Source organism: Pseudomonas sp. L7, from assembly GCF_046605565.1.
GTDB lineage: Bacteria > Pseudomonadota > Gammaproteobacteria > Pseudomonadales > Pseudomonadaceae > Aquipseudomonas > Aquipseudomonas wayambapalatensis.
The window spans coordinates 3200574-3212482 of the sequence record NZ_CP176784.1 but is presented as its reverse complement, the minus strand read 5'-3'; the positions used below and the strand labels follow the sequence as shown (position 1 = coordinate 3212482).

Sequence of the window (11909 nt, the reverse complement as noted above, 5' to 3'; positions counted from 1 at the left end):
CCCAGACATTGTTCGCTCATTCGCCGCGTTTGCACCTGTGTCCTGCAGGTGCGGCGGCGTACCTCTGTCGCAGCGGACACCAGGAAAAAATCATCAAGTGCGGAATTATTTAGTGTCCATTTGTATCTGACCCCATAGGGCCCGTTGCCACTATTGCTTTGGCTGCGTGGCCAAAAACCGTTCGCCCGCCCGATCTGCCCCGGGGACAGCGGATTGTCACGACAGGTCAGCTACAGAGTAAGCACTTATGAAATCACGCAAGAGAGTCAAGCCGATCGGCTTGAAAGACATCACCATCGTCGACGACGCCAAGATGCGCAAGGCGATCACCGCCGCGGCGCTCGGCAACGCCATGGAGTGGTTCGACTTCGGCGTCTACGGCTTCGTCGCCTACGCCCTGGGCAAGGTGTTCTTCCCCAACGCCTCGCCCAGCGTGCAGATGATCGCGGCTCTGGCTACCTTCTCGGTGCCTTTCCTGATCCGGCCGCTGGGCGGTCTGTTCTTTGGCGCCCTGGGGGACCGCTACGGTCGCCAGAAAGTCCTGGCGGCGACCATCGTCATCATGTCGCTGAGCACCTTCGCCATTGGCCTGATACCGTCCTATGCCTCGATCGGCATCTGGGCGCCGATCCTGCTGTTGCTGGCCAAGATGGCCCAGGGCTTCTCGGTCGGCGGCGAGTACACCGGCGCCTCGATCTTCGTCGCCGAGTACGCCCCGGACCGCAAGCGCGGCTTCCTCGGCAGCTGGCTGGACTTCGGCTCGATCGCAGGCTTCGTGCTGGGTGCCGGTATGGTGGTGATGATCTCGGCCATCGTCGGCGAGGAGAAATTCCTCGACTGGGGCTGGCGCCTGCCGTTCCTGGTCGCGCTGCCGCTGGGCATCATCGGCCTCTACCTGCGCCACGCCCTGGAGGAGACGCCAGCCTTCCAGCAGCACGTCGACAAGCTCGAGCAGGGTGATCGCGAAGGCCTGGCCTCGGGGCCCAAGGTGTCGTTCAAGGAGGTGGCCACCAAGCACTGGCGCAGCCTGCTGACCTGCATCGGTGTGGTGATCGCGACCAACGTCACCTACTACATGCTGCTCACCTACATGCCCAGCTACCTGTCGCACAACCTGCACTACAGCGAAGACCACGGCGTGCTGATCATCATCGCGATCATGGTCGGGATGCTGTTCGTGCAGCCGGTGATCGGCTTCCTCAGCGACAAGGTCGGCCGACGTCCCTTCATCGTGGTAGGCAGCGTCGGCTTGTTCGTGCTGTCGATTCCGGCGTTCATGCTGATCAACAGCGGCAGCCTCGGGGTGATCTTCGCCGGTTTGCTGATCCTGGCGGTGCTGCTGAACTTCTTCATCGGTGTGATGGCCTCGACCTTGCCGGCGATGTTCCCCACCCACATCCGCTACAGCGCCCTGGCGAGCGCCTTCAACATCTCGGTGCTGATCGCCGGCCTCACCCCGACCATCGCCGCCTGGCTGGTGGAAAGCACCGACAACCTGTACATGCCGGCCTATTACCTGATGGTCATCGCCGTGATCGGTCTGCTCACCGGGCTGACCATGAAAGAGACCGCCAACAAGCCGCTGCGCGGCGCGGCGCCTGCGGCCTCGGACCTTGAGGAAGCCAAGGAACTGCTGCAGGAGCACCACGACACCATCGAGCAGAAGATCGAGGACATCGACGAGCAGATCGCCGAACTCGAGGCCAAGCGCAAGGTGCTGGTGCAGCAGCATCCGCGGATCGAATGAGTCAGGAAGTGATGATGGCAAAATGATGCAGCCCCCTCGGGAGTGAACCAACTTTCCGGCTCCACTATGGACAGTGAGTCGGAACCATGGAATCAACCCTTACCCCGCAATCGCAAACCCCAGCAGCGCAGGACACTGCGCTGCTGCCCACCTTCAGCAGTTCTGCTACGCACACCTCGGTCCAGGATCTGGCCCACTGGCAGTTGCTCGCCAGCGTGCTGTTCGATGTCGGTGCTCGCAGAGCCACGCCTTTTCGCACTTCCCTGACGGTCTACCACTTCAGTCGTTTTCTGTTTTGCAGCGGCCATCTGGACGCAGCCCGTTATCGGCGCGACAGCACCCGCCTGGGGTGGTGCGACCTCGATCACTACCTGTTGCACTTGCCACTGCAGCGTGGCCTGGCCTGCGCCAATGGCCTGCGGGTGCGCCCGTGGGACGTGGTGTTGCTCGATCTGGCGCAACCGGCCACGTTCAGCATGGCGGCCAGTGAGGGGATCAGCCTGCTCATACCGCGCACAGCGCTATCGCTGCTGTTGTTCGACGCCGGCCAGTTGCATGGCCTGGTGCTGCGTCGGGAGACGGCCGCCGGTATGTTGCTGGCGCGTCTGTTGTCGTCGCTGGAGGCCACCGCGCCGCAGCTGGGCATGGATGAAGCGCTACGTCTGGCCTTGCCGCTACTGGGGATGGTCGCGGCCTGCCTGGCCAAGGCCATGGCTGGCCAGGCGCAGGTCCAGGTCGCAGGCCAGGCTGACCTGGGGCGTCGTGTACGCCTGCACATCGAACGCAACCTGCACCGTGAAGACCTCACCCCGGCGGTGCTGGCCAAGGAAGTCGGCACTTCGCGCAGCCAGCTGTACCGCTCGTTCGAGCGCTTCGGCGGGGTGCGCCACTACCTGCTGCAACGCCGCCTGCGTCGCTGCCTGTTCGCCCTGTGCGACAGCACCAACGCCGGTCGGCGCATCGGCGACCTGGCCTACGACCACGGCTTTGTCGACGAAACCCATTTCAGTCGCCTGTTCCGCAAGGCGTTCGGTCTCTCGCCGCGGGCTGCGCGTACGGCGCTGAACAATGGCGGCGTCTCGGGATTCTGCTGCCTGGTGCCGGCCAATGGCGAGCGGCCTGTGCTCGATCACTGGATCAGGGAACTGATCCATGGCTGAGTGCACGGCCAGATGAACCTGGGACGCACATCCAGGTTTTCGGGACGCCCATGCCGGGACGGCGCCTGTCACTGGCCATAACCTGAGCTCACCCACCCACAACAGGTGTCAGCCGCAGATGGCCCGTTCCCGTGACGGCCCGCGCCCGGCACCGACAATCGACAAGGAGCGTCTGTCGTGGCGAACCACTCCCTTCATCACTTGATCCAGAGCATTGCCGGTGCCGTGGCCGAGGCCCAGGACAAGATCCAGCGCTTCCAGATGGCGACCGTGCGCCAGTACTTCGATGACGACAACCGTCCGGTCAGTGTCGATGTGCGCCTGCCGCTGCAGTCACCCGATGCCAAGGAGGGCGAGGAGCGCCTGGTACGGGTGCCCCTGCTGTCGCTGGTCGGCTCGCGTTTGCTGACCGTCAAGGACATGCAGATCGACTTCGAGGTCGGCCTGCATGCCGATCACCGTGAGCCGAGCGCTGCACAGGCCGGCGAGGTCGACCCCGACTCGCCGTGGCCGACCGATACACACACGCCTTTGAACGTCGATATGGGCGTTCGCCGAAATGGTGAAAGCGGGCCAGTGGCGCGCGTCACCCTCAGAGTCGAAACCCAGCCCTCGTCCGAGGGCATGGCGCGACTGATCCACAACCTCGATAAATTGATCTAGGAGAGACGTCATGTCTGACTTTGTTATGGGTAACCAATTCCGCGGCCTGCCGATGGCAGACCTGATCGGTGCCCCCCTGAGCGCCGCCTGCGACGCTCAGGTCCGCCTGGCCAATGCCACCGCGAACTTCATCAAGGTGATTGGCTTCCTGCCCCCGGCCGACCCGGCCAACGCCGGCCCCAACGATGTCGGCGACATCCGCAACGTGTCGTTCCGCTACGACCGTTCGGCACCGACCGAAGACGATCCGGCCGCCATCGAAAAAGTCGAGCTGCAACTGCCGCTGCTGGCGGTGGTGAAGGTGCCCAACCTTGCGATCAACAAGGTGGACATCAGCTTCGACATGGAGGTGCGCAACTCCGAGCAGTCACGCGACACCGAAGACCGCTCCGGCAGCTTCTCCGCCGAGGCCAAGTTGGGCTGGGGGCCGTTCAGCGCCAAGGTCAACGTGTCCGGTTCGGTGGCCTCGCACAAGGAGAACACCCGTTCCACCGACCAGTCGGCGAAGTACCACGTCGAGGTCCATGCCGTGGACGATGGCATGCCTGAAGGCCTGGCGCGGGTGATGGACATCATCGCCCAGTCGGTCACGCCCAAGATCGCCGCGTGATGCGCGGATGTCCTGAGCGACACGCTGGCGAGGGATGGGCCTGATCCGCAGGCCGACGCTGGCAACCAGTTTTTCCGGAGAGGGAATGCCGTGATGTTTGATTTGACGGATGTTGGATATGTGAAGCGCATCGTGGTCGGCAGCCTCGATCCGGAAAAGCTGACCCCGGAGGAGGCGGTCGAGGCACAGGCCGCATTGCTCAACCGCTGCCTGAGCGGCACGCCGCGCGGGCGGGTGCTGGGCATCGAGAAGAGCTTCAAGCTGCTCAACATCGGCGAGCACCAGGTCGTGCTGCAGGCATTGACCTATCACGTCGGTTTCGCCCGCAGGCCCTACTGGCTGACGGACGAGGCGGAGCAATCGTGATGGGCAGCCTGGAACAGTTCGTGATGGCGCTGGGCGCCGAGATGCAGCGTGCGCAGCAGGCCTGCAATCGACTATGGCCGGGCACCCGGGTGGCTTCGTTGAGCATGGTGCTGGACGCCACGGTGGAGCCGGTCGGGGACGGTCTGGCGTTGCGTGTCGGCGGTACGCCTGCACGCGGACGGGGCAGTCATGCGTTGAGCATCGAGGTGCCGGGCTATGGCAACGAGGCCATCGTCGTGCGCGTGGATGGCGAGCTGCTGGGGATCTACAGGAGGCCAGGCGATGAGCAGGCGCAATGACCGTTCGATGCTGTTGGTTCTATCCCCGGAGGAGGGCAGTGCCTTGAAATCGATCATCGATCTGAAGTCGGTTCGCAGCCGCAGGATGTCCGGCCCCAGGCGACTGGTGATCGGCATCGGTGCCGGCCTGCTGGTAGCGCTGATGGCACTGGGCCTGGTGCGTCCGGAGTTGGCGATCGCCATCGCCGAATGGGCGGGCTTGCTGTTGGCGTTCTGAACATGTGCATTCATTCAACAAGGAGAGTCGAGATGAAATCCACCCTTGCAACACTGGCTGGTGCACTGGCACTGGCGACACTGCTGCCGGCGTTTGCCGAGCAGAAATTCGTCGGGCAGTTCGAGACCGCGGACGAGTTCCTCGACCTGATCCTGGTCATTCCCGACGAGGGACGTGAAGGGAAAGGCCGACTGCGCATCGATACTTGGTCGTGCAATCTGGAGTTGGGCTCGCCATCCCGGATCGCCGATGCCATTCGCTACCCCATCACCAAGGCCGATGCTGGCTACTGCGCCGCGCTGGACAAGGGCTACGTGCTCGGTTGGCCGGTCGGCAACGATCTTCAGGTCCAGGTGTTCAGCCGCAACAAGAAGGACAGGTTCGGCGCTCGCCTGACCCTCGTTCGCAAGTAGCGGCCAGACCCGCTCGACCCACCGCAATCCCTATCGAAACCAGCGCAAGGCAGGCAATCGCCGTCGCCGACGGGAAAGTCGTGCCCGCTGCAAGGAGGCAAGCATGTGCATCAAGCAATCGGTTGGTGAAGGTGGCAACAACGACAAGGGCGATGTCCGCACCCTGCAGTTGTTGCTCAACATGAACAGCGGGCGCGGCGAATTCGTCTGTGCCCTGGTTACCGACGGGCTCTGGGGGCCGGGCTCGCGCACGGCCCTGAAGCGCTACCAGGAACTCCAGGGCATTGCCCAGAGCAAGACGGTCAGCGCCAACGACAACACCTTGAACGCCCTGCGCGCAGGCCTGCCGTCGACGATCGGCACGGCGACCTTGTGGGCGGTGCTGATCCATGCGACCGGCGCCAAGGTCGAGGCGTTTCGACAGCCCATCCTCGATGTGTTCGCTCGCTACAAGATCGACACGCCACTGCGCCAGGCGCACTTCCTGGCGCAGATCGCTCATGAAAGCGGGTGCCTGCTCTACACCGAGGAAATCGCCAGCGGCAGCGCCTATGAAGGGCGCAAGGACCTGGGCAACACCCAGTCGGGCGACGGCAAGCGTTTCAAGGGACGAGGCCTGATCCAGCTGACCGGACGGGCCAACTACCGCCAGTACGGCCAGGCCTGCGGGCGCGACTTCGAACTCAAGGATGCGCCCACCCTGGTCAGTACCGACCCGTTCCTGGCGGTGGATGTCGCGGGCTGGTTCTGGGACAGCCGCAAGCTCAACACCTACGCCGACAAAGACGACGTGAAGGAAGTCACCCGCCGCATCAACGGCGGCTTCAACGGCCTCGACGACCGCATCGCCTACCTGACCCGCGCCAAGTGGCTGCTGGGGCTGTGACCGCTTTGCCGGGCACTCGCCCGAGCAACGCATCAATGATTCAACCCAACGAAAAGGAGCTTCACGATGAACAAGCGTATTGTCAGAAACTGCACACGCCTGGCCCTGGTCAGCCTGGTGACCCTGGCCGGCATCGGTGCCGCCCAGGCCGACCCGACCTGCAGCAAGGGAATCCTGGCCGGCACCCCGCGGATCAATGCCCAGCACATCTTCTGCGGTGAGGTCAGCGCACCTGACGTTGCCAAGGGCTTCCACAGCCGTCCGGGCGGGATCAACCCCGACAGCGTCAGCAATGCACCGGCCGGAACGCACGGCGCGGGTGATATCTACACCTTGAAGAACTTCACCATCGCCGAGGGTGCCAGAAGCGGGACGAAGAGCATTTCCACGATGTTCCCCGATCGCTGCACCGAGACCCAGGTGATCGCGGCGGTGCGCAATGCCTACGCCACCAAGGTCCAGGATGCCTCGAACAAGAGCAAGTATGTGGGCTCGTCGGGGACCGAGTGCCAGAAGGGCACACCGGCCGCTGCGTTCGATATTGTGTTCTATTTGAACGGCGATCTGATCAATACCGCCTATCCTAAACCCTGATTGCATCCACTCGTCGCCACGGGGCAGGTACCCGTGGCGACCGTTTTTTTACCGTGCGACAGGAGTACGCCCATGACCGTTTCCGATGGCTTGCAGGCATTCATCGCCGAAGAGTTGACTCGCGAAAGCATCGATACCCTGCTGGAAAAGGCAGAGGCCGTGCGCTACGGATCGGCCGATGTCACCTACAGTGGCAACGCCTTCCTGGTGACTTTCGAGGCGGACACCGCTGTGCTGCGCCATCACCACGTGGCTGACTGGCCGGTAGTGCGGGTTCCACTGGCCGAGTTCATTCAGCGCTTGCGCGAGTGGGCCGAGTAGGGTGATCCGAGAGCGTTTCATGCGATGATGGCCAGCCGCTTTTAGCCGGGACACCCCAAGCACAGGGCGGCTGCCTTCGACCAACCATGGATGATCATCGTGTTCAAACCGCTACTCCCTCTCGCCCTGAGCGCCCTGTTCCTGGGCGGCTGTGCCGGCCACTCGCCGAGCAAAGACCAGGTTTCCCTGCGCACCGACAAGGGTGCGATCGTCGGTATCTGGGCGATGATGCCGCTGAAGAACGGCATCGCCAACGTCGCCGAATACAAGGCTGACGGCAAGGTGCTGCTGCACCCGTTCAACTGCGCCGAGCCCAAGACCCAGGCCGTAGAAGTCTCCGACTACAAGGTCGCGGAGGACGGCAGTTCGATCCACGTTCAGTCCGAGGCGCGTGCGTTCGACCTGAAGGTCTTGGGTTTTGCCCCGAAGGTCATGATGTTGAGCATGCCGGTCGCCGATGCCCAGCTCACCTTCCTCTACCGCAAGGTCGAGCAGGTGGCGCCGCTGTGTGACCTGTACGTCGATACCAAGGGCGAGACTGCGCGGCGCACGCCGTTTCAGGCAAGTGACTTCACCCCGGCGCCGGCGGTGCCAGCCCATGCGGGGCTGGAGCGCTATATCGGCAAGTGGGCGAGCAAGGCCGGGGCGGTGCAGATCGAGGTCGTGCGTGACGCCAGCGGCGTCTACCTCTATCACCGCCCGGACGAGAACTGGCACTACCTGTACAACAACGTGCGCTGGACCGGCGATACCCTGGCCTTCAACAGCTACGCCTACACCAAGAAGCCGGCGCTGTTCCGCCATCCCTACCACAAGACCAATACGCCCATGACCCTGGAGCCGCTGGAAAACGGCCAGGTGCGCATGACCTACCTGATCGACGGCAAGCGTTTCGACAGCCTGCTGCAACGGACCAAGGACTGAGCCGAAGCCTGTAGAGGTGGGCCTCCATCATGGCGGCCTGTCTCTACAGGGTTACGACTTATAAACTAATTTGCATATTAGTTTATTTCTAAAATCAATTTAATTTATGTATGGCGACTCGGTACAGTCAGTGCTCCAGCGCACGTCCACCCCCCGAGGAGCGCCATGCCGATCCGTTCCCGCCTTCTGCTGATTGCCGCCAGCCTGCTGCTGGCAACCCAGGTCTTTGCCGCCGAGCGCCTGACCCTGCGCATCGGTGACCAGAAGGGCAACATGCGCGCCCAGCTCGAAGCTGCCGATGCACTGCGCGACCTGCCCTACGACATCCACTGGGCCGAGTTTCCGGCCGCCGCACTGGCAGGGGAGCGATGAGCACACCGTGGCCCAGCAGCAGGAGACCGCCGACTTCTACCACGCCCATGGCCTGATGACGCAACGGCTGGACGTTACCCCAACCTTCGCCAAGGGTTTCAGCGTACCTGCCGACTGAGGCACGCGGCGAGGTTCATACCCCTCGGGTCAGTCCGCCATCGACCTTGATGTTCTGCCCGGTGATGTAGGCCGCGCCTTCGCTGGCCAGGAAGGCAATGGTCGCGGCGATTTCCTCGCTCTTGCCGTAGCGCTTGAGCGGCACGCTGTCGCGGCGCTGCTCGGTGGCCGGCAGGCTGTCGATCCAGCCGGGCAGGACGTTGTTGATCCGCACGTTATCCTTGGCATAGGTGTCGGCGAAGATCTTGCTGAAGGCTGCAAGGCCGGCACGGAACACGGCCGAGGTCGGGAACAGGTCGCTGGGTTCGAAGGCCCAGGCGGTGGAGATGTTGATGATCACGCCGCTTTGCTGTTTCTGCATGGTCGGGGTGACCAGGCGGGTCGGGCGAATGACATTGAGCAGATAGGTGTCCATGCCCTTGTGCCAATCGTCGTCGCTGATTTCCAGGATCGGCGCGCGCGGGCCATGGCCTGCGCTGTTGACCAGCACGTCGATGCGCCCCCATTTCTCCAGCACGGTGCCGACCAAGCGTTGCAGGTCGTCGTTGGACTGGTTGCTGCCGGTCACGCCGATGCCACCCAGTTCGCTGGCCAGGGCCTCGCCCTTGCCCGATGAAGACAGGATTGCCACCTTGAATCCGTCTGCGGCCAGGCGCCGCGCCGCGGCTGCACCCATGCCGCTACCGCCGGCGGTGATGATCGCTACTTTTTCTACTGACATGTGACCTCCAAAGGAATGCTTGGCTGATGTGATGGGATCAGCCTAGCACCCGTGCGCCGCTGGCAGGGAGGCAGCAGGGGCTTGTCGATTCAGTAGAAAATCTATTGCCTCAGGGCGTTTCTACCTGCTCCAGCAGCCAGCCGCGAACCACGTCCAGAGCGGTAGGCGTGCCGCCCCTGCGGGGCCAGACCAGATAGAAGTGCTTGTCCATCTCCAGCGCCTGCTCGAACACCTGCACCAGCCGCCCGGCCTGCAGGTCTTCCTGCACGAACAGTTCGCTGGACAGCGCCAGCCCTTGCCCGGCCACGGCGGCTTCGATGGCCAGCGAGGTCTGGTTGAAACGCACGTTCTTCGGCATCGGCTGTGTCGGCTGGCCGAACAGCTGGGTGATGAATTCAGGCCAGAAATTATGCGCATCGTGCAGCAGCAGGAAATGCTGCAACTGCTCGAGGCTGTGCGGTGCACCCCATTGCGCCAGCAGTGCAGGGCTGGCCACCGCGACCACCCGCTGCCTGAGCAGCAGTTCAGTGTTGAGCCCGGCGCCGAAAGGCGGATGGCCGTAGCGCACGGCAAGGTCCACGCCGTCGGCCTGGAAGCGCGACAGGCGATCGGTGGCCAGCACCCGCAGGTCGATCTCGCCATGGGCCTCGGTGAACGAACTCAGCCGGGGGATCAGCCATTTCGAGGCGAAGGTCGGGGTGACGCTGACGGTGAGGTGAAGGTTGTCCGGGCGCAGTGCCGCAGTGGCTTCGCCGATCAGGGCCAAGGCGTTGCGAATACTGTGGCTGTAGCCCAAGCCCGCGTCGGTCAGGCGCAAACCACGTGGCAGACGTTCGAACAGCCTGATGCCCAGGCTCGCCTCCAGCCCCCGTACCTGCTGGGCCACGGCAGCCTGGGTGACACCCAGCTCCTCGGCCGCCAGGCGGAAATTCAGGTGGCGCGAGACAACTTCGAACACACGCAGGGCATTGAGTGGGGGGAGGGCGGTCGGGCCTTCGGTCATGGTCGTGTCTGCTGGTGGGGATCGACGGAGGATAACAGTTTGCGCCGCCAGCCCTGTTGCAGGACCGGTGTAACCGGTACCCTCGACGGCCCACCGTTTTCAGGAGCATGCCCATGCCTATGCCTCGAGGTGCCGTGATCGCAGCCGGGCTGCTGCTGTTCGCCAGTGCACAGGTACTCGCCGAGCCCCCCGCCGTGATGCAGCGCTACGCCTGCAGCGCTTGCCACCAGTTGGATGTGCGGGCCGTGGGCCCGTCCTGGCGAGAGATTGCCTCGCGTTATCGCGATGGCAGCAAGGGCACCGGGCAGCTGGTGCAAAGCATTCGGCAGGGCAGCCGGGGGCAATGGGGCGTGGTGCCGATGCCGCCACAGGCGCAAGCCCGCGAGGAAGATTTGCAGGCCATTACCCAGTGGATTCTCGAACAGCGCTGAGTGCTGGGTTGACTATCCTGAAAATCGCAATGAAGCGTCCTGATTTATCCTTCTTATCGAGACGGTCCTGAACGCATAACCTGTGCCTCACCGACATCCGGCGAGGCCGTCAGCCCATGCAGCAAGTCCCTGTCTCACGTGCCCTCGCGGCACGCCTGCTCTGCCACTTCCCGAGCCAGTGCGAGAAACGCGGTCATGCCTGCCGAGGGATTGCGCCGCCCCGCGTAGTACAGGCACAGCCCCGGCAATGGTGGCGTCCAGTCGTCCAGCACGCGCACCAGGCGACCGGCCGCGATGTCCTCGCGCACATCCTGTTCCATGAAGTAGCCAAGGCCCACGCCAGCCATGACGGCAGTACGTGCCAGGCTGGCCTCATCCAGGGTGATTGGCCCTTGCACCTCGATCTGCTGTGCGCTGTTGCCGTTGGCGAAGCGCCAGCGGAACAGTGCGCCATCGGGCAGGCGCACGCGGATGCAACTGTGGCGCTGCAGGTCGGCTGGCAGCCTTGGCGTGCCCCGCGCGGCCAGGTAGGCAGCGGAGGCGACCACGGCATAGCGCTGCGGCCGGCCGAGGGACAGGCTGATCATGTCACTGGGCACCAGGTCGGCGACCCGCACGCCCAGGTCGAAACCGTCGGCGACGATATCCACCAGCCGCCCCTCGGTGACCAGGTCCACCTGCATCTGCGGATAGCGCCGCAGGAACTCCAGTACCAGCGGCCCGATGATCTCGCGTGCGGCGAAGGCCGCAGCGTTGATGCGCAGCATGCCGCTGGGCTGTTCGCGCTGGGCGCGTACTACCTCCAGGGCGCCTTGTACCTCGCCCAGCGCCGGGGCGACGTGCTCGACGAACAGGCGCCCTGCATCGGTCAGCGACACGCTGCGCGTGGTGCGGTTGAACAGGCGCACGCCAAGGTTCGCCTCGAGCTTGCCGATGGCGTTGCTCAAGGCAGTGGTGGACATCCCCAGGTCTATGGCCGCCGCGCGAAAACTGGCGCGTCGGGCGATGGCGAGGACGGCATCGAGGTCATTGAGGCTGACGCGCTCCATGGTTCGGCTCGTTCGG

At 63.9% G+C, this 11909-nt stretch carries 16 protein-coding genes and 1 pseudogene; 14 read left to right on the top strand and 3 right to left on the bottom strand.

Annotated features, from left to right (window positions below):
* Nucleotides 1–247 precede the first annotated feature (247 nt).
* From proP to ACK3BK_RS14475, 13 genes and pseudogenes are all read left to right on the top strand, one after another.
* Nucleotides 248–1747, top strand: coding sequence for a glycine betaine/L-proline transporter ProP (gene proP, locus ACK3BK_RS14535; protein WP_186664046.1), 1500 nt, complete (start codon nucleotides 248–250; stop codon nucleotides 1745–1747).
* A gap of 86 nt (nucleotides 1748–1833) precedes the next feature.
* Entirely contained in the window at nucleotides 1834–2907 is a 1074-nt protein-coding gene (locus tag ACK3BK_RS14530) for a helix-turn-helix domain-containing protein (RefSeq protein WP_411382699.1), read from the top strand.
* Nucleotides 2908–3084: 177 nt separating this feature from the next.
* Nucleotides 3085–3570, top strand: coding sequence for a DUF2589 domain-containing protein (locus ACK3BK_RS14525; RefSeq protein ID WP_186720561.1), 486 nt, complete (start codon nucleotides 3085–3087; stop codon nucleotides 3568–3570).
* Nucleotides 3571–3580: 10 nt separating this feature from the next.
* Nucleotides 3581–4180 (top strand): DUF2589 domain-containing protein, encoded by a 600-nt coding sequence (locus tag ACK3BK_RS14520; protein ID WP_063545193.1) that lies wholly within the window; start codon nucleotides 3581–3583, stop codon nucleotides 4178–4180.
* Nucleotides 4181–4273: 93 nt separating this feature from the next.
* Nucleotides 4274–4546: a hypothetical protein gene (locus tag ACK3BK_RS14515; protein ID WP_063545192.1), complete on the top strand. Its 273-nt coding sequence runs from the start codon at nucleotides 4274–4276 to the stop codon at nucleotides 4544–4546.
* A complete protein-coding gene (locus ACK3BK_RS14510; protein ID WP_411382698.1) occupies nucleotides 4546–4845 on the top strand; it encodes a hypothetical protein in 300 nt (99 codons plus the stop codon). The genes ACK3BK_RS14515 and ACK3BK_RS14510 overlap by 1 nt, the downstream gene beginning before the upstream one ends.
* On the top strand, nucleotides 4829–5062 hold the full coding sequence (locus ACK3BK_RS14505; protein WP_411382697.1) for a hypothetical protein: 234 nt from the start codon (nucleotides 4829–4831) through the stop codon (nucleotides 5060–5062). The genes ACK3BK_RS14510 and ACK3BK_RS14505 overlap by 17 nt, the downstream gene beginning before the upstream one ends.
* A gap of 32 nt (nucleotides 5063–5094) precedes the next feature.
* A complete protein-coding gene (locus ACK3BK_RS14500) occupies nucleotides 5095–5475 on the top strand; it encodes a hypothetical protein (RefSeq protein WP_411382696.1) in 381 nt (126 codons plus the stop codon).
* Nucleotides 5476–5578: 103 nt separating this feature from the next.
* A complete protein-coding gene (locus ACK3BK_RS14495; protein ID WP_186664058.1) occupies nucleotides 5579–6361 on the top strand; it encodes a glycoside hydrolase family 19 protein in 783 nt (260 codons plus the stop codon).
* A gap of 66 nt (nucleotides 6362–6427) precedes the next feature.
* On the top strand, nucleotides 6428–6955 hold the full coding sequence (locus ACK3BK_RS14490; protein WP_186664060.1) for an EndoU domain-containing protein: 528 nt from the start codon (nucleotides 6428–6430) through the stop codon (nucleotides 6953–6955).
* A gap of 72 nt (nucleotides 6956–7027) precedes the next feature.
* Entirely contained in the window at nucleotides 7028–7276 is a 249-nt protein-coding gene (locus ACK3BK_RS14485) for a hypothetical protein (RefSeq protein ID WP_186664062.1), read from the top strand.
* Nucleotides 7277–7366: 90 nt separating this feature from the next.
* Nucleotides 7367–8200, top strand: coding sequence for a hypothetical protein (locus ACK3BK_RS14480; protein ID WP_411382695.1), 834 nt, complete (start codon nucleotides 7367–7369; stop codon nucleotides 8198–8200).
* A 165-nt stretch (nucleotides 8201–8365) separates the two neighbouring features.
* Nucleotides 8366–8566 (top strand): annotated as a pseudogene (locus ACK3BK_RS14475) (aliphatic sulfonates ABC transporter substrate-binding protein); the annotation flags it as partial.
* 139 nt (nucleotides 8567–8705) lie between these two features.
* Here ACK3BK_RS14475 and ACK3BK_RS14470 read toward each other — a convergent pair.
* A complete protein-coding gene (locus ACK3BK_RS14470) occupies nucleotides 8706–9410 on the bottom strand; it encodes an SDR family oxidoreductase (protein ID WP_186664066.1) in 705 nt (234 codons plus the stop codon).
* A 109-nt stretch (nucleotides 9411–9519) separates the two neighbouring features.
* Complete coding sequence (locus ACK3BK_RS14465; protein WP_186664068.1) at nucleotides 9520–10413, bottom strand: LysR substrate-binding domain-containing protein; 894 nt, start codon at nucleotides 10411–10413, stop codon at nucleotides 9520–9522.
* A 113-nt stretch (nucleotides 10414–10526) separates the two neighbouring features.
* Between ACK3BK_RS14465 and ACK3BK_RS14460 the strand changes: the two genes are divergently transcribed.
* A complete protein-coding gene (locus ACK3BK_RS14460; RefSeq protein WP_411382694.1) occupies nucleotides 10527–10844 on the top strand; it encodes a c-type cytochrome in 318 nt (105 codons plus the stop codon).
* 134 nt (nucleotides 10845–10978) lie between these two features.
* Here the strand turns inward: ACK3BK_RS14460 and ACK3BK_RS14455 are convergent, their stop codons facing one another.
* Complete coding sequence (locus ACK3BK_RS14455; RefSeq protein WP_186707772.1) at nucleotides 10979–11893, bottom strand: LysR family transcriptional regulator; 915 nt, start codon at nucleotides 11891–11893, stop codon at nucleotides 10979–10981.
* Nucleotides 11894–11909 lie beyond the last annotated feature (16 nt).